The sequence below is a fragment of the Arthrobacter sp. THG-b23 genome (genome assembly GCF_059091265.1).
On sequence record NZ_JBNHGM010000001.1, the window covers coordinates 492,720 to 508,495 of the forward strand.

Below are 15,776 nucleotides of genomic sequence, written 5' to 3' on the forward strand. Positions count from 1 at the left end.
GGTATGCACCGTGCCTCCATCCCCGTCTCCATCCTGGACCGCGCCAACGCCCGCGAGGGCACCTCGGCGTCGGCGGCCCTGGACGCCACCATCCGCCGGGCGCGGCAGGCCGAGCAGCTGGGCTACCGCCGGTTCTGGGTGGCCGAGCACCACGGTGTGCCGGGGATCGCCGGTTCAGCTCCGACGGTACTGATGGCCGCGGTGGCTGCCCAGACAAAACGGATCCGCGTCGGCTCCGGCGGCGTGATGCTGCCCAACCACCAACCGCTGGTGGTGGCCGAACAGGCCGCCACCCTGCAGGCGCTCTTTCCCGGCCGGATCGATCTCGGGGTCGGACGCTCCGTCGGATTCACGCCGGCGGTACGGTCGGCGCTGCGGCAGGACAAGGACGCCGCGGACCGCTTCGGCGAGGACCTGGCGGAACTGATGTCCTATCTCGACGGCAGCGCCGCCGTCACTGCCCGGCCGCACGACGGCGGTGCGACGCCGCTTTTCGTGCTGGCTACCGGCAAGGGGGTGGACATCGCCGCCAAGGCGGGCCTCGCCGTCGTGGTTGGCGGTCCTGCCTTTACCGGACGCAATGCGGAACCGGCCCGCGGAGTTCTGGGGCGCTACCGGCAGAATTTTCGGCCGTCCGCCTATTACGCCGAGCCGTACGTGATCGCCTCCGCGACCGTGGCCGTTGCTGAAACCGCCGAAAAGGCGCGGGAGCTGCTGCTGCCCGAGGCCTGGGCAATGGCGCAGTCCCGCACCCGCGGGGAATTCCCGCCGCTCGCGCCCGTCGGCTCCATCCGATCAGCTCCCATGACCTCCAGGCAGGAGCGCCTGGTAGCCGAGTCCCTTGCCGCTGCCGTGCACGGAACGGCGGACCAGGTGGGCCAGCGGCTCGGACGCTTGCTGGAGGTGACCGGTGCCGACGAACTCTTGGTCACCACCAACACCTTCGACACGGACGCCCTCGCCGACGCCGACCGGCGGCTTGCCGCGCTCCTCGGCCTCGGATGACCGCGCCGCTGAGCCACCTGGCGGCGGCCGTGGTGCGCGTCAGGCCTTAGACACGGATTCGACTTCCATGCCGACGACGTCGAGGAATTTCTGGATGCCCGGTTCTTCCACTGGAAAGTGTCCGCATCCCTCGAGCTCAACCAATCGATGTTTTCCGGCAAGCCGGCTCAGGTACCGGCTACTGATCTCTGTGGGGGTCCACCGGTCGTTGCCCGGATGGACCAGCAGGACCGGCGGTCCGCCGTATGACTCCGGCGGCACGGCGGGGCCGGCCTCCAGGAACGACCGGAACCAACCCAGCGGCATCGAACCTCCCCCGCCGCGCGAATCGCGCAGGACCTGGGCGGATAGTTCCGGGTCGTTGGAAATCTTCCGCATCGGGGCGACCCACCGCAGCGGAAGGGGTATCCGCTGAGCCGGCCCGCTGATGGTCTTGAGGAAGGGCGCCGCAAGACGGGCCATCCACGGGGCACGCACGATGGCCGCCCGAACGTCAGGGTCGGTGGCGTCGAGCAGGCACGTCACGATGACCCGGTCACCCCTGCCGCTCAAAGCAGCAGCATCCAGCGCCAGCATGCCGCCCATACTGGCGCCCAGGAGCAGCAGCGGCCGCTGGTCAGCGATGCGCGCCGCAAGGTCCGCCAGAAGCCGCTGCCAATCCTGATACGAAATGCGCGCGCTTCCGCGGGGACGGGTACGCCCATAGCCCGGAAGGTCAACGAGCGTGACGAGGCCTCCGAGCCGCGACAGATGTGCGGCAAAGGGCCACATGGCCGCAGCGTTCCCTCCCCCGCCGTGCACCAGAAGCATCCGCACCGGCGCCTCAAGGGACCCGACGTGTTCCACGTGCACGTCCCACCCGTGCCAGGTCCAGGTTTCAGCGCGGCGTCCAACCGACGGGTCGATAGGACGGACGTAGGGCTCGTACCTGCGGTCGGCCGCTGTGAACCTCGCGCCCTGATCCCTCCCGATGCCGCTCATTTACGGCTGCCCGCTAAACCCGGAGCCCGGGCGGAGGGCTTCGGCCGGTGTAGGCGTCAGGGACAGGTAGTCGATTCCGGGCAGCGCCTCGCGTAGCCCGGCGGTCAGGCGTCGCCGGAGAAGGTGGTAACCGTCGACGGTCATGGCCGGGTCCACCAGAAGCGTGGCGGAGACATTGAGCCGATGACCATTCCAGCGAAGCCGCACCTCCGACAGTCCCTTGACTTCGCTCTCAGCCAGCAGGATCTGTTCGGCACGATCGACGAGTTCGGGTTCGACACCGTCCAGCAGGCGGCGGCCGATGTCCCGGGCGGTGCCCCAGAGCAGGACGAGGATCGCGGCGGTGATGACCAGGCCGACGATGGGGTCGGCCAGCGGGAAACCGAGCCAGACCCCCATGACACCCAGAACCACGGCCAGGGAGGTGAACCCGTCCGTGCGGGCATGGATGCCGTCGGCCACCAAGGCGGCCGAGCCGATGCTCCGCCCGACCCTGATCCGGTAGATCGCCACCAGCTCGTTGCCGGCAAAACCGACGAGTCCTGCCGCGAGGACCCAGCCCAGGTTCTGCAGGGGCTGCGGGTTTAGCAGCCGGTCGATGGACTGCCAGCCGGCGCCCAGGGCCGACAGCGCGATCATGGCCACGATGAACAGGCCGGCAAGGTCCTCGGCCCGGCCGAAGCCAAACGTATAGCGGCGGGTGGGCTGCCGCGTCCCCAGGATGAAGGCGATCCACAGCGGAATGGCTGTCAGCGCATCGGAAAAATTATGGATCGTATCGGCCAGCAGGGCGACCGAGCCGCTGATGACCACAACCACCAGCTGCAGCACTGCCGTGGCGCCGAGCCCTGCCAGGCTCAGCTTTACCGCGCGGATGCCCTTTGCGCTGGATTCCAGTACATCGTCGATGGAGTCGGCGGTGTCGTGGCTGTGCGGGACAAAAAGCTCGTGGAGAAACCCTTTCAGCCCCGTCGGATGATCGTGGCCGTGGTCGCCGTGGCTGTGGTCATGGTCATCGTGGCTGTGGCTGTGGTCGCCGAGGCTGTGACCGTGCTCGTCCCCGGCCTCCCCGGCTGCAGAACGTCCGGCCTGCGGATGCGCGCTCATGATGCCTGCGGCCGGGGGTTGCTGTGATGTGCCGGAAGGCCGCCGAGCGAATGCTCCGCCTGGAAAACAGCATCGGCAACCAGCTGCCGGGCATGTTCGTTCTCCAGCCGGTAGTACACCTTGGTGCCTTCCTGCCGCGTCGCCACGATGCGTCCCAGCCGCAGTTTCGCCAGATGCTGCGATACCGCGGCCGGGGACTTTCCCACCGTCTCAGCCAGTTCGTTCACCGGCAGTTCGGTATCCCGCAGAGCCAGGATGATGCGCACGCGTGTGGCGTCTGCCAGCATCGCAAAGACCTCAACGGCCAGCTCAACATACTGGCTGTCTACGTCGAGGCTGCAACCCTTCTTACCTGCATTCATACGCAGATAATTGCACACGTCGGCCCGGGCGGCAATGGTTCACCGCGGGAGCGGTCAAAGGCTGCCGAGGAGGTCCTGCATTTCCTGGATTTCCCCTTCCTGGTCTTCGATGATGGTCTGTGCCAGTTCCTTGGCCTGCGGGTTGGAACCCTGTTCGACTTCCTGCTCGGCCATCTTCACGGCGCCCTCATGGTGGGCGATCATCTGGGTCAAAAACAACTTGGCCGCCTCGGGCCCCTGCGCGGACTCCAGCCGTGCCAGATCTTCCTCCGACATCATGCCTTCCATGGCACCCATGCCGGCCTCCCCGGATTCTGCGCCGTGCATGTCGTGGCCTTCCATGCCGCCGGTGCCCGCGGACATACCGACCTGTTCTCCCCAGGCTTCAAGCATGGCGGTCATCCGGTCGATTTCCGGGCCCTGTGCTTCCTTGATGCGGGTCGCCAGCTCGGTGATCCGCGCGTCCAGGCCTTCCTTGGACAACATGGTCCCGCTCATCTCCACGGCCTGCCGATGATGCGGGATCATCATCTGCGCGAACATCGTGTCGGCGTCGTTGTGCTCGGTGCCGGTTTCCGCGCCGGCCTGAGGCGCCGTCCCCGTGGTCGCGGCGGTCGGTGCAGGGGCGGTTTGGCCGCCGGAGTCTCCGGTTGCACAGCCGGCGAGCGCGAGTACGACGGCGAGGGCGGCAGCGGACAGGGTCAGGTCATGCTTCATGATTTTGTTCCTTCGAAATAGCTTGCTCGTGCGGGTGTGGCTCCGCACTGCTACTGGATTCGTTCCGGGTCCAGGTCAATCCGCCGCAGCAACTGGGCGTTGAGGGCGACCACGATGGTAGAAACGGACATCAGGATCGCCGCAATGGCCGGGGAGATGGCGACCCCGGCGAAGGCAAGCACACCGGCGGCCAGCGGCACGGCGATGATGTTATAGCCGGTGGCCCAGATCAGATTCTGAACCATCTTCCGGTAGCTGGCCCGGGACAGGTCGATCATCGACAGCACGGACCGGGGGTCGTTGCCCGCCAACACGACGCCGGCAGATTCCATCGCCACGTCGGTGCCGGCTCCGATGGCGATGCCGACTTCGGAGCGGGCCAGGGCTGGCGAGTCGTTGACGCCGTCGCCGACCATCGCCACTTTCAGGCCGCGTTGCTGCAGTTCGGTGACCTTCTTGTCCTTGTCCTGCGGCAGGACCTCGGCGAAGACCTCGTCGATGCCCAGGTCGCGGCCCACGGAGTTGGCGACTTGCCGGGCGTCCCCGGTGATCATGGCGACCTTGAGCCCGCGCGCCTGCAAGGCCCTGACCGCCGCCCGCGACTCGGGGCGGACCTTGTCTTCCAGGGCCAGCGCCCCAATCATCTTGCCGTCGCGGACCACGTGCAGCACACCGGCGCCCCGATCCATCCAGGCCGAGGTTTCTTGGGCTACCTCCGCCGCCTCAGCCAGGTTCAACTCCCGGAGCATGTTCGGCCCGCCCACGGAGATGTCGGCCCCGTTAACCACGGCACGCACGCCCCGGCCGGTGCTGGAGGTGAAGTTGCGTCCGGTCAGGCCCAGTCGTGCCGCCTCGGAATGCTCGGCGGCAGCCCGGACGATCGCACGGGCGACGGGGTGTTCGCTGTCGGATTCGGCGGCGGCAGCCAGGGCCAGCAGCTCGCCTTCGGTCACGCCCTCCGCTGCGGCGACGGCGGTAACCGCGTGTTCGCCTTCGGTCAGCGTGCCGGTCTTGTCGAACAGGACGACGTCGATGGTGCGCATCCGCTCCAGGGCGATGCGGTTCTTGATCAGCACGCCAGAGCGGGCTGCTCGTTCGGTGGAGATGGCGATGACCAGTGGGATGGCCAGGCCCAGCGCATGGGGGCAGGCGATGACCAGGACGGTCACGGTGCGGACGACGGCCTCATCGGGACTTCCGAGCAGCAGCCAGGCCCCGAAGGTGATGATGCCGGCCACCAGCGCGAAGTAGAACAGCAGGGCCGCAGCCCGGTCCGCCAGGGCCTGGGCCCGGGACGACGATGCCTGGGCCTCGGCCACGAGGCGCTGGATGCCCGCCAGCGCCGTGTCGGAGCCCACCGCAGTGATCTGGACCCGCACCGAGTTGTCCGTGGCGACCGTACCGGCAACTACCGTATCGCCGGTCGCCCGGGCGACGGCTTTGGATTCCCCGGTGATCATCGATTCGTCGAACTCGGCGCCGCCGTCGACGATCTGCCCGTCTGCCGGCACGCGGGCGCCGGAGCGCACCAACACGATATCGCCAATGGCGAGGGACCCGACCGGCACGGTTCGGACACTTCCATCGCTGTTGACCACGTCCGCCTCATCCGGCAGCAGGGCGGCCAGCGCGTCGAGTGCTCCCTGCGCGGAGCCCAGGGCACGCATTTCCATCCAGTGGCCCAACAGCATGATCACAATCAGCAGCGCCAGTTCCCACCAGAAGTCCAGATCGAACCCGCCGATGCCGAGCGTCGTGATCCACGAGGCGGCGAAGGCAACCGTGATGGCCATTCCTATCAGCAGCATCATGCCCGGCTGCCGGGACCGCAGTTCCTTCATCGCGCCCTTCAGGAAGGGGGTGCCGCCGTAGAAGAAAATGATGGTGCCAAGTACCGGCGGGATCCACGCCGCCCCGGGGAACTCCGGGACGGTGTAGCCCAGGAGCATGGCGAACATCGGGCTGAAGAAGACCACCGGGACCGACAGGACCAGGGACAGCCAGAACTTGTTCTTGAACATCGCCGTACTGTGCCCGGCGTGCTGGCCATGCGTATGGACGGCATGTTCTTCGTCCACCGCCGAATGGACGGGTCCGTCCGGCATGGCCTGCCCGTGCGATTCGTGGTCGGTCACCATCGGGCCCTGGCCCGGATGGCGGTGCTCAGGGCCAGGGCTTTGGGTCTGCTGGCCGGAATTGTAGAGGTGCTGCGAATGCTCGCTTTTCATGACTCTTCTTTCGCGGGCGCCCCTGCCTTTGGAAGCGGGGCGGCCCTTAGCGGGGAACCTGATCTTCAGGAGGCAATAAGTTCGTAGCCGGCGTCGGCGATGGCCGACCGGACGGCGGACTCGCTGACCGGCGATACGGCCAGAAGGGTGACAGTGGAAATGCCGCCGGGCACGAGGGCGACCTGCACGTCGCTCACGTCGTCGAGAGCACCCAGTGCATCCGTAACGCTGGAGGCGCAGTGTCCGCAGGTCATGCCGGCAACCCGGTACTCTGCCTGAACGGCCGGCCACATCGACGAAGCCTTCGGCTCGCGGCGCTCGGTTCGTTTTCCGGAGGCGCCGGTCGGGGCGCAGCAGGTGCATCCTTGTGCGGACTTGGCGGTCAGGGACAGGGATTCGGCCATGGTGTTCTCCTCACACATCGTGGTGCTGGCTGCGGGAAGTGGGAACGCCAGACCAGGGGAATGACGCTCCGCCGCCGAAGCCGGTGAGGACCTTCACTGCGTTGAAGCCTTGGCGGGCTCGTGACGCTTGTTCCGGTGAGTCTGAACTTATACCCCCCGGGGGTATAAGTCAAGGGGCGGGCAGGGTCTGGAGATGCTGCTGCGGCAGTGGCCACAATCCCAGCGTAGGGGTACGGTGCTTGAGAGGCGGCCGACCGCCGCCGGCCAGAAACCGGACGACAGGAGCAGATTATGACGCACATCAGCTCGATGCTCGATACCTACCCCAAGGACCTGGGCGGCGTGGACCGCCAGAAGCTGGCGGAGTGTATTGCCGCCTGCTTCGAATGCGCGCAGACGTGCACCGCGTGCGCCGACGCGTGCCTCTCGGAGGACATGGTTGCCGACCTCACCAAGTGCATCCGCACGAATCTGGACTGCGCCGACATCTGCGCAACCACCGGCCGCATCCTCTCGCGCCACACGGGCTATGACGCCAACATCACCAGGGCAATCCTGGAGGCCTGCCGGACTGCCTGCAGGGCCTGCGCCGACGAATGCGGGCAGCACGCGGAGATGCACGAACACTGCAAGGTTTGCGCGGAGGCCTGCCGTCGGTGTGAACGCGCCTGTGCCGAACTCTTGGCCTCGCTGGGAAGCGGCGCTTCCGAATAGGCCGGCCCACCTCTTGTCTCGCTGCGGTGGCGCGCAGCCTCCTGCCGCGGGCCCGGGACCCCGGGGCCCGCGGCAGGTCCGGCTAGGAGCCGATCTTCAGTCCGTTCCAGCCGCCGACACCTACAGTGATGCGCTTTTGGATCTTTTTCGAGGCGACCGGGTAAAAGTGCAGGTTGCCTTTCTTGTCGCGAGCGAGGATGCCGGGCTGGCCAGCGGTCACATGGTCGTCGGCAGCAGACAGGTGCGTCATGGCATTCCAACCTGACTTGGCGATCACCTTCCGGGTCTCGCTGATGATCTCGCCTTTGCCGTTGGAGCGGTAGAGCTTCAGTTGCCCGGCCTCGGTGCGGGCGACCAAGTCCATTTTCTGGTCCGCGTCGAAGTCCAGGGCCATCACGTCCATGCCCTTCCAATTGCCGGAGCTCAGCAGCTTCCGCGCCTCAGGCTTTAAGCCGGCCGGGTTCGCATAGGAGTACAGCTTGCCGTCACGATTTTTGGCGATGATGCCCGGGTACTTGTCGGTGGCCCTCCACCTGGTGACGAGGATGGTGTTGTGCTGCCATCCGCTCGTGCCCAGAGTGGAGCGTTTGAAGCCGCCGTTCTTTTGCCCGTAGTCGACGGTGAGCCGTCCGTCCTTCCAGTTGGCGATCAGGTCCTGGGTGCCGTCGCCGTTCCAGTCGGCGATCTCCACCGCTCGCGCTGCTCCCCATCCGGCCGAAACGTAGGAGCGCTTGTTCAAGTCCCTCCCCTTGGCTGACGGGTATAGGTAGAGCTTGTCTGCGGAGTCCACGGCTGCAACATCGCCGGACTTGGCCTTGGCCGGGGCGACGGCGGCCGGCAGTGCCTTCAAGTCGTTGGCGATCAGCTTCGGCATGTCATAGGTGTAGTGCGTGACACCCGGGAGGATGGTCATCTTCGTGTTGGTGAACCCGAGGCTCTTGTATTTTTTCTCAGCGCTCTTGGCGCTGCCTAGGGCTGACCAAGTTTTCAAGCTGGTGCCGCCGCGTCCGTCGCGGCTGCCGCAGATCCAGTGCAGCTTCATCTTCTTCACCGCCGCGGGACCGGCTGTCTCCATGCCCGTGTATCCGCCGCCGCCGACGATGGTGGCCCCGCCGCCCTTCATCCAATCCTGTCGGTCTGCGAGGAGTTCATAGGTGATGAACTCGGCTCCGCCGGAGTAGCCGTGGAACCAGATGCGGCGGGCGTCGAGCTTGTATTTGGCGATCAGTGTTCCGGCCAGGGCCCGGAAGTAGTCACCGTTGCGGTCAGCATCCTCCCACCAGGTGATGCCGCCTTTCTTGTCCGGGGTGATGACGGGAACCATGATCATGTTCTTCTTGGCCGCCTCGGCCGCCATCTTCTTCATGATGGACCCGTTGGGGTGGTGGACGTACGACTGCGCCGGGTAGGAGTAGTCGCCGTGGAAGACGAATAGGACGCCGACCGGCTTCTTCGTATCGATGCCGTTGGTGTAGACGTGGTATTTGCTGCTGACACCGTTGGGAGCGGTGTAGGTCTGGTAGGTCGCGTTTCGCGGTGCCGTGGCCTGGGCCGGGGTGCTGACAGCCAGGGCTGACGCGAGCATGGTCGTCCCTAGGACTGCTCCCAGGAGCGCGCGGATGAGGGCCTTCATCAAGCTGGTTCCGTTCATAGTGCTGCCGCACTGCGCGAATGCGGGCACGGGTGCTAAGGGATGCAATCGGACGTAAGGGATCTGAGGAAACCGCGCCAGTTCCCCCCCTCGAAGTAGGGGTGCCAAATCGTGGGACGGGAGCCGCATTTGCCTTTGGACAGGAACAGCCGGTTCCTGCATGCGGGGAGGACTCATATGTCGCTGGCGGTTTGGGACGCCGCAGGAATCAAGGGTCTTCCGCGGGCAGCGGTTGTGCTGGGCATGGCTCCGGGAGGAGCGGGCAGTTGGGCGGCAACGATCGCCGTCAGGGACAAGCCGAAGCCCACGACCTGCCACGAACCCAGCACCTGCCCCAGCAGCAGCGCCCCCAAGGCCGCGGCTACCAGCGGGGACAGCAGGCCCAGCACCGCCACCGCGGAGACCGGGATGCGTCCGATGCCCCAGAACCAGATCACGTAAGCAGCGAGCCCGCCGACAGTCCCCAGCCACGCATAGCCAGCAACCGCCGGGAGGTCCAGGTGTGGCGGGATGCCTTCCAGCAACAACGTCACCGGCAGCAGGAACAGGCCGCCGGCAGTCAGTTGCCAGCCTGCCAGCGCAACAGGCCCAACCCCCGGAGGCCGGCCCCATCGTTTGGTGAGAGTGACGCCGGCAGCCATTGCGGCCGCACTGGCCAGTCCGGCTGCAACTCCGGTGGCATCCAGCACCGCGGTGGAGCGGAGAACTACGAGGGAGACGCCGGCCAGACCGATGAAGCCCCAGCCCAGCCGCCAGCCCGACAAGCGCTCCCGGAGCACGATCACGGCTAGCAGGGCAACGATCAACGGCTGGGTCGCCCCGAGGGCGGAGGCCACCCCGCCTGGCAGCCGGTAGGCGGCCGCGAACAGCAACGGGAAGAACGCCCCGATGTTCAACATGCCCAGCACTACCGCCTTCCACCACCACCCTCCCCTCGGCAGCCGGCGGGTGAAAACCAGCCCGATGATCCCGGCGGGCAGTGCCCGGATCATCGCGGAGAACAACGGGTAGTCCTCCGGCAACAGCTCGGAGGTCACCACATAGGTGGTCCCCCAGGCAAGTGGCGCGATGGCAGTAAGCAGGATGACGGCGGCGCCGGCCATGCTTCCCCCTAACGGATGTGCTTGAGCTGCTGCCGTAGGCCGGCCTGTCGCCGCACGGCGGACCGACAGGTGGAGCGCCTCATCTTGGAGCTACTCAAGGAGTGAGATATCTAAGTGCTTAGGTATAATACCTAAGCACTTAGATATTTGCAATGGTCTCTTCGACGTTCGGGAGTTGATGTACAGACCGGCCATCTGTTCAACGCCATCTGGCCCGGCGCGGCATCAGCCGTTCCCGAGCATCTGAATGGGTTTGAACCGGCACATGAAAACCAGATTCATCAGCACATAATAGGTTGGAGCGTATGAACGACCATTTGGAATCGATCCTGGGCCAGTGGGCTGCCGAACGTCCCGACCTGGATGTTTCTCCCATGGCGGTGATCGGGCGCATTTCACGCATCTCCAGAATGATCGACACCAGCCTCGCACGCACCTTCGCTGATCACGGGCTGGACTCCGCATCGTTTGACGTTCTTGCAACCCTTCGGAGGTCCGGAGCCCCCTACACGCTGAGCCCTAGTGAACTGACCAGCAGTGCCATGGTTACCTCTGCCGCCATCGCCCAGAGACTAAACCGGCTTGAAGAAAAGGGGCTGGTCACCCGCTCAAAAAACGAAGCGGACGGCCGGGGCAAACAGGTCACACTAACATCCAGGGGTCTCGGCCTTATCGAGCAGGCGCTGCCAGACCACGTCCGAACCGAGCACGATTTGCTTAGCTCACTCAGCAAAGCCGAGAGAGACTCCCTGGCCTCGCTCCTGGCGAAGCTCGAATCGGGCTTCAGCTAGCGGGACCCCCGTTACTGCTTGAAGAGCATTCGTCGAAGATGCGGCTCGACGTCAACAGTGCCGAACTCAACAGGATCTAGCCTCACACCTTGCTTCATGCCGACCAGGGATACAGCCGGCCCTCTTTTCCAAGGAACACGAGCAAGATGACGAGACGCTCAGGCCCGTCCCTTCAGGATCAGGTGCCAGTAGATCTGCGGGAGGATCCGCCGGTCCATCACCCACTGCCAGCGCCGTTCCTTGGCCATCCTGAGGACCGGGTAGCTCGGTTGGGGGCGGTATTGGTCGTCGAACTCGGCAAAGAACGCGGTGCGGCGGCTCAGCGTGAACGGGCAGACTGAGTAGCCGTTGTAACGCGCATCAGGCGCACGCCCGGCCAGAACAGCGGTGAGGTTCTTCGCCAGTACCGTGGTCTGTTTGCGGAGCGCCCCGCCGGACTTGGAGTTCCGCGTTCCGGCGGCGTCGCCGAGGGACCAGACGTTGGGAAATCGCGGGTGGCGCAGAATCTCTGAATCTACCTCGACAAAGCCGCCGCTGCTCCCCCTCGGCGGCAGTGAAGTGGCTTTTAACCAGTCCGGCGCCGACTGCGGCGGCACCGCGTGCAGCAGGTCGTACCGGACCTCCCGGTCCCCCGAGGAGCCGTGCAGCACCAGTGTCTGTGCCTCAGGATTGACCGAGGCTACGGTGGTGGAGGTCCACAGCGTGATCCCGTACTCGCTGATCTTGCGCTCCAGCTCCCGGTCCACCTCCGGCATCCCGAAGACGGTAGGCGTGGGCACCACCATGTGCACGTTGATGTCCTGCAGCACGCCCTGTTCGCGCCAGTAGTCGCAGGCCATGTACGCAATTTTTTGGGCGGCACCTGCGCACTTTGCGGGCCCGGGCGGCTGAGTGAATACGGCGGTGCCGGCGCGCAGCCCTCGCACCAAATCCCAGGTCTTGGGGGCCAGCGCGGCGTCGTAATTGGACGAGCCGTGCGGCGAGGCTATCGCCTCGGCAAGCCCGGGAACGGCGCCCCAGTCCAACTGCAGGCCCGGGCAGACCACCAAGTGCTCGTAACCAACGCGATCGCCTCCGGCCAGGACGACGACGTTCTCCTCCGGCCGCACGTCGGCCGCCGCCCCGCGGATCCAGTCAACCCCCTGCGGCATGACATCCGCCTGGGGGCGGACTGCTTCGGCCATCCGTGCAGCCCCGGCTCCTATGTGGGAGAACAGCGGTTGGAAGTAGTGCTGGTCCCGGGGTTCGATGATTGCGATGTCCTTAACCTTCCACCGGCGAAGCCGCGCGGCCAGCGAGATTCCCGCATTGCCGCCGCCGACAACCACTACCTGATGGTGCTTGTCCATGTTTCGGCCTTCCGCCATTGGCGGCCGCGCCCCAGCCGCTCCCGCATCCGCCCAGTCCACAACGCCCAGGGCCTTCCGTCAAGGCCGGAGCGAGCCAGGACCGGGTCGTGAAACGTCGGCCTCAATCTCCAAATGCAGCGGTGCGCGCAGGATGGGGCTGGGACGTTACGGCGGCGGTCCGGGATGAGGCGGTCGGGTTCCGGCACATGCGGTCGTGATTGGCGGCTGCGAGCACCAGCGCGACCGATGAGTAGCAACGTTGGCCTCGATGCCCTTAGTACTGCCAAAGTCTGTGGAAAGTGTGTTCTTTGGGAGGCGGAACACAGAAGTCGCGCGTCTTCAGTGGAGCTTAGGGGAATCGAACCCCTGACCTTTTCATTGCGAACGAAACGCTCTACCAACTGAGCTAAAGCCCCGGATGCGCAGGTTACCCGCGCTATCACACGTGTGTAAGGGTAGCGCATCGACCCGCGTGTGCACCAAATGAACTCCGGCTTTCTGATGTGCAGCTTCGAGGGTGCTATTCCCTATTCAACGCCCACGGCCGTTCGGGATCCCACGCTCGGTCGGACCGCTGGGAGCTCACCAGCTAGCTCGGATGGTGGCGTCCGGGCGACCTCCGACTACTTCTCCTGCAAGACCGACAGCACGTTCCCGGACGGATCTTTGAACCATGCGATGTAGGGGCCTTCGTCGCGAAAGATGCCATGTTTATCCTGGGCAAAACCCTCATAGCGCTCGAAATGCACTCCCTGCGAGGCCAGTCCGGTCACGGCAGCATCGATGTCATCCACTTGAAAGTTGAGGATCGTGAAGCTCGCCGGAACGGCGTCGGGCTGTTCGTAGACAAGCGTGTCCCGGCCGCCTGCCAGATGCAGCCACATCAGCCCATACTCGTCGGACGTTCTCAGGCCAAGAGTTTCGCCGTAAAAGCGTTGCGCCTCCTGCAGATCACGAACGGCGATGCCGCTGTATGCCTTGCTGTTGGTGAGCTTCATCGCAACCCCTCCAGGGTGGACCCAAGCGTGAATGTGCAGGGCCTGCCTTCAACGTTTCCAGCCGCCAGCTCTTGCCCGGTGGTGATCTGTCACAGCGAAAGATCCTGCTCAACAGTGTCGCAGTTCGAGGGAGTTCGGGGAAGACGCTTGCTCGCTCAGGGAATGTAAGCCAGTCGCAACGAACCCGCAGCTGGGAGGTTCTGCTTAGTTTGAACCACAGGTGCGCCTTCGCCGTCGTGGGCGATTCATCGATGAGGACCAATTCCCCGACCGTATGTCCTCGGGCTTACCTATAGTAGGTGCACCCGCCCATCCGGCTGAAGGCGGGAGAGACAGGAGCAGCAATGCAGCAGGTACCGCAGTAGAAAATCACCACTTTCCTCATGTTTGATGGTCAAGCCGAGGACGCGATGAACTTCTACGTCTCCCTGTTCCCCGACGGCGAGGTGCTGAGCCTCGTCCGCTACGGGGCCGATGGCCCCGGCGTTGAAGGAACAATCGAGCACGCGGCCTTCTCGATTGCCGGGCAGCAGTTCATGTGCAGCGACAGCAGCGTCAAACAAACCTTTGGCTTTACTCCGTCCATGTCGCTGTACATCGAATGTGAAGCCGAAGATGAAATCGGTCGGCTTTATGACGCAGTGGCCGTGGACGGGGAGCTCCTGATGCCCTTGGACTCCTACGGTTTCAGCACAAAATTCGCTTGGGTACAGGATCGGTACGGGGTGTCTTGGCAGCTGAACCTGAAATAGGCGCAAACCTCTCACGGAGCACGCCGCGGGCGACGCTTGGAGCGCCTGCGCTACAGGATTGCTAGAACAAACGCAGCAAGACCCCTGGCGGTCCGGCATCCGGACTGGCAGGGGTCTTCAGCTGTGTGAACAACAAGGTCGGGGCTTTGCGGGCCCGCAGACACTGCTCCGGCTTCGTGGGCCTGAACGGTGCACCTCAACGGGCTGGCAGCTTGTGACTTCGCCCGATCTGATAAGTATCAGAGCACTCTGCCTACAATCCGTGCAAGCGCTTTCCTTACAATTGATCAGACTGTTCAAGCAGTAGTGCGGCACTCGACAGGAAGTGGTCATTTTGCAGCAACTTGATGCGACGGACCGGCGGATCCTGCTGGCGCTGGATGAGGATCCGCGGATCCCGGTGATGATGTTGGCCCAGCGGCTGGGTCTGGCCCGCGGCACGGTCCATTCGCGGCTTGAGCGCTTGGCTGCCTCTGGTTGCCTGCGCACACACTCCGCGCGGGTGCTGCCGGAAGCCTTGAACCGCGGGGTGATGGCCATGGTGAGTGCGGAACTGGACCAGAGCAAGCTCAACGACGCGGTGGAAGCGCTCAGGAAGATTCCGGAAGTGCTGGAATGCCACGCCCCGGCGGGCGATACAGACTTGCTGATCCGGGTGGTGGCCAGCAGCCCGGACGATCTGTATCGGGTGAGCGAGGAGATCCGTTTCTGTCCCGGCATCACCCGCACCTCCACGCAGATGTTCCTCCGCGAGGTCATCCCCTACCGCACCACGGGGCTTTTAGAGCAGGACTGATCATCGCGGAGCCACGGCCGGCAGCGCCGCGCTGGTCTGAAAAGCCGCTCGTTGGGATGGCCGGTTCCGGGGCCAGCCGCTAGAAGAAGAACTGCGCCAGCACGCCGATCACCCAGACGGCGCCGGCGGCGAACGCGCAGCCGAGCTCAACCAGCATCCCCAGGCCCACTGCCTTGAGCGCCGCCCAACTGGCCCCGACCGCCTGGCCGAAGTCCCGCCGTCGTGCGTATTCGCTGAGCAGTAGCCCGGCGGCAAATCCGATGAACAGCCCGACGACGGGAATCACGAACATTCCGACCACACCGACCAGCACGCCCGCCAGGATTGACCAGTTGGGCACCTGCCGCTGTTTCAGCCTGCGCCCGGTGAGCACCAGGCTGGCCAACATGCCGGCGGCCACGAACACCATGCCAATCGCGAAGACCACCCAGCCCAGGGTGTTCTGCAGGACGATGGCCCAGACCAGCAGGCTGATGCCGATGGTGATGGTGCCGGGCAGGACGGGGACGACGATGCCGGCAATGCCGACAGCGATGAGCAGACCGCAAAAGACGGTCGCGAGTATCTGGGCTTCCACCCACTCAGCCTACTGGGATGCATCGCGGCCGGCGGGAAGGGGTGTGTCACCAGAACGTGGCGCGCACCTCGTTTCCCCTTCGGTCCCCGTTCATTCCCGCGGGCAACAGTTGAGGGGTCGGCCACCTCCAACGGCCGGCCATCACTCAACCGGAGGTCCCATTCGTGTACGCGTCCCCAACTTCGAAATCAGCCTGGTTGTCCCGACCTTTGCGCCTGACCGGCGGCGCTCTGGTCCTGCT

16 protein-coding genes and 1 tRNA gene are annotated in these 15,776 nt (G+C 65.2%); 5 read left to right on the plus strand and 12 right to left on the minus strand.

Translation table 11 applies throughout. The features are described 5' to 3' along the window. Nucleotides 1-3: 3 nt before the first annotated feature. Nucleotides 4-1,005, plus strand: a complete 1,002-nt coding sequence (locus tag AC5RVD_RS02390; RefSeq protein WP_494112401.1) for an LLM class flavin-dependent oxidoreductase — start codon at nucleotides 4-6, stop codon at nucleotides 1,003-1,005. 39 nt (nucleotides 1,006-1,044) lie between these two features. Here the strand turns inward: AC5RVD_RS02390 and AC5RVD_RS02395 are convergent, their stop codons facing one another. The 6 genes from AC5RVD_RS02395 to AC5RVD_RS02420 all read right to left on the minus strand — a co-directional run bounded on the left by AC5RVD_RS02395 (nucleotide 1,045) and on the right by AC5RVD_RS02420 (nucleotide 6,804). After that, nucleotides 1,045-1,986 carry an alpha/beta hydrolase gene (locus tag AC5RVD_RS02395; protein ID WP_494125833.1) on the minus strand — a complete coding sequence of 314 codons (942 nt, stop codon included), beginning with the start codon at nucleotides 1,984-1,986 and terminating at the stop codon, nucleotides 1,045-1,047. Continuing rightward, nucleotides 1,987-3,093 (minus strand): cation diffusion facilitator family transporter, encoded by a 1,107-nt coding sequence (locus AC5RVD_RS02400; protein WP_494125834.1) that lies wholly within the window; start codon nucleotides 3,091-3,093, stop codon nucleotides 1,987-1,989. Next, the gene (locus AC5RVD_RS02405; RefSeq protein WP_493979994.1) at nucleotides 3,090-3,455 is read right to left on the minus strand and encodes an ArsR/SmtB family transcription factor; all 366 of its coding nucleotides are present in this window, start codon (nucleotides 3,453-3,455) and stop codon (nucleotides 3,090-3,092) included. Before AC5RVD_RS02405 ends, AC5RVD_RS02400 begins: the two co-directional genes overlap by 4 nt. Before the next feature lie 54 nt (nucleotides 3,456-3,509). Next, nucleotides 3,510-4,172: a DUF305 domain-containing protein gene (locus AC5RVD_RS02410; protein WP_494125835.1), complete on the minus strand. Its 663-nt coding sequence runs from the start codon at nucleotides 4,170-4,172 to the stop codon at nucleotides 3,510-3,512. Between the two features lie 50 nt (nucleotides 4,173-4,222). Further along, nucleotides 4,223-6,310 (minus strand): heavy metal translocating P-type ATPase, encoded by a 2,088-nt coding sequence (locus AC5RVD_RS02415; protein WP_494126053.1) that lies wholly within the window; start codon nucleotides 6,308-6,310, stop codon nucleotides 4,223-4,225. A gap of 155 nt (nucleotides 6,311-6,465) precedes the next feature. Then, the gene (locus AC5RVD_RS02420) at nucleotides 6,466-6,804 is read right to left on the minus strand and encodes a heavy-metal-associated domain-containing protein (protein WP_494125836.1); all 339 of its coding nucleotides are present in this window, start codon (nucleotides 6,802-6,804) and stop codon (nucleotides 6,466-6,468) included. 291 nt (nucleotides 6,805-7,095) lie between these two features. Between AC5RVD_RS02420 and AC5RVD_RS02425 the strand changes: the two genes are divergently transcribed. Then, nucleotides 7,096-7,518 carry a four-helix bundle copper-binding protein gene (locus AC5RVD_RS02425; RefSeq protein ID WP_494125837.1) on the plus strand — a complete coding sequence of 141 codons (423 nt, stop codon included), beginning with the start codon at nucleotides 7,096-7,098 and terminating at the stop codon, nucleotides 7,516-7,518. An 82-nt stretch (nucleotides 7,519-7,600) separates the two neighbouring features. Here the strand turns inward: AC5RVD_RS02425 and AC5RVD_RS02430 are convergent, their stop codons facing one another. Both AC5RVD_RS02430 and AC5RVD_RS02435 read right to left on the minus strand, forming a co-directional pair. Beyond that, nucleotides 7,601-9,151, minus strand: coding sequence for a hypothetical protein (locus AC5RVD_RS02430; protein WP_494125838.1), 1,551 nt, complete (start codon nucleotides 9,149-9,151; stop codon nucleotides 7,601-7,603). Nucleotides 9,152-9,342: 191 nt separating this feature from the next. Beyond that, complete coding sequence (locus tag AC5RVD_RS02435; protein WP_494125839.1) at nucleotides 9,343-10,272, minus strand: EamA family transporter; 930 nt, start codon at nucleotides 10,270-10,272, stop codon at nucleotides 9,343-9,345. Nucleotides 10,273-10,577: 305 nt separating this feature from the next. Between AC5RVD_RS02435 and AC5RVD_RS02440 the strand changes: the two genes are divergently transcribed. Continuing rightward, nucleotides 10,578-11,063 carry a MarR family winged helix-turn-helix transcriptional regulator gene (locus tag AC5RVD_RS02440; protein WP_494125840.1) on the plus strand — a complete coding sequence of 162 codons (486 nt, stop codon included), beginning with the start codon at nucleotides 10,578-10,580 and terminating at the stop codon, nucleotides 11,061-11,063. 158 nt (nucleotides 11,064-11,221) lie between these two features. Here the strand turns inward: AC5RVD_RS02440 and AC5RVD_RS02445 are convergent, their stop codons facing one another. The 3 genes from AC5RVD_RS02445 to AC5RVD_RS02455 form a co-directional block, all read right to left on the minus strand. Continuing rightward, entirely contained in the window at nucleotides 11,222-12,412 is a 1,191-nt protein-coding gene (locus AC5RVD_RS02445; RefSeq protein ID WP_494121369.1) for an NAD(P)/FAD-dependent oxidoreductase, read from the minus strand. 343 nt (nucleotides 12,413-12,755) lie between these two features. Then, nucleotides 12,756-12,828, minus strand: a tRNA-Ala gene (locus tag AC5RVD_RS02450). Between the two features lie 207 nt (nucleotides 12,829-13,035). Continuing rightward, complete coding sequence (locus AC5RVD_RS02455) at nucleotides 13,036-13,410, minus strand: VOC family protein (RefSeq protein ID WP_494125841.1); 375 nt, start codon at nucleotides 13,408-13,410, stop codon at nucleotides 13,036-13,038. Between the two features lie 368 nt (nucleotides 13,411-13,778). Between AC5RVD_RS02455 and AC5RVD_RS02460 the strand changes: the two genes are divergently transcribed. Both AC5RVD_RS02460 and AC5RVD_RS02465 read left to right on the plus strand, forming a co-directional pair. Then, on the plus strand, nucleotides 13,779-14,162 hold the full coding sequence (locus AC5RVD_RS02460; RefSeq protein ID WP_494126054.1) for a VOC family protein: 384 nt from the start codon (nucleotides 13,779-13,781) through the stop codon (nucleotides 14,160-14,162). A 334-nt stretch (nucleotides 14,163-14,496) separates the two neighbouring features. Then, a complete protein-coding gene (locus AC5RVD_RS02465) occupies nucleotides 14,497-14,958 on the plus strand; it encodes an Lrp/AsnC family transcriptional regulator (protein ID WP_494112353.1) in 462 nt (153 codons plus the stop codon). A 79-nt stretch (nucleotides 14,959-15,037) separates the two neighbouring features. Here the strand turns inward: AC5RVD_RS02465 and AC5RVD_RS02470 are convergent, their stop codons facing one another. Continuing rightward, nucleotides 15,038-15,535 (minus strand): DUF456 domain-containing protein, encoded by a 498-nt coding sequence (locus AC5RVD_RS02470; RefSeq protein WP_494112352.1) that lies wholly within the window; start codon nucleotides 15,533-15,535, stop codon nucleotides 15,038-15,040. Between the last annotated feature and the right edge of the window lie 241 nt (nucleotides 15,536-15,776).

Coding starts and splice junctions, on each gene's coding strand:
- AC5RVD_RS02430 (WP_494125838.1), bottom strand. CDS start 9,151: ATGAAGGCCCTCATCCGCGCGCTCCTGGGAGCAGTCCTAGGGACGACC.
- AC5RVD_RS02425 (WP_494125837.1), top strand. CDS start 7,096: ATGACGCACATCAGCTCGATGCTCGATACCTACCCCAAGGACCTGGGC.
- AC5RVD_RS02420 (WP_494125836.1), bottom strand. CDS start 6,804: ATGGCCGAATCCCTGTCCCTGACCGCCAAGTCCGCACAAGGATGCACC.
- AC5RVD_RS02415 (WP_494126053.1), bottom strand. CDS start 6,310: ATGGTGACCGACCACGAATCGCACGGGCAGGCCATGCCGGACGGACCC.
- AC5RVD_RS02435 (WP_494125839.1), bottom strand. CDS start 10,272: ATGGCCGGCGCCGCCGTCATCCTGCTTACTGCCATCGCGCCACTTGCC.
- AC5RVD_RS02440 (WP_494125840.1), top strand. CDS start 10,578: ATGAACGACCATTTGGAATCGATCCTGGGCCAGTGGGCTGCCGAACGT.
- AC5RVD_RS02405 (WP_493979994.1), bottom strand. CDS start 3,455: ATGAATGCAGGTAAGAAGGGTTGCAGCCTCGACGTAGACAGCCAGTAT.
- AC5RVD_RS02410 (WP_494125835.1), bottom strand. CDS start 4,172: ATGAAGCATGACCTGACCCTGTCCGCTGCCGCCCTCGCCGTCGTACTC.
- AC5RVD_RS02395 (WP_494125833.1), bottom strand. CDS start 1,986: ATGAGCGGCATCGGGAGGGATCAGGGCGCGAGGTTCACAGCGGCCGAC.
- AC5RVD_RS02445 (WP_494121369.1), bottom strand. CDS start 12,412: ATGGACAAGCACCATCAGGTAGTGGTTGTCGGCGGCGGCAATGCGGGA.
- AC5RVD_RS02390 (WP_494112401.1), top strand. CDS start 4: ATGCACCGTGCCTCCATCCCCGTCTCCATCCTGGACCGCGCCAACGCC.
- AC5RVD_RS02455 (WP_494125841.1), bottom strand. CDS start 13,410: ATGAAGCTCACCAACAGCAAGGCATACAGCGGCATCGCCGTTCGTGAT.
- AC5RVD_RS02400 (WP_494125834.1), bottom strand. CDS start 3,093: ATGAGCGCGCATCCGCAGGCCGGACGTTCTGCAGCCGGGGAGGCCGGG.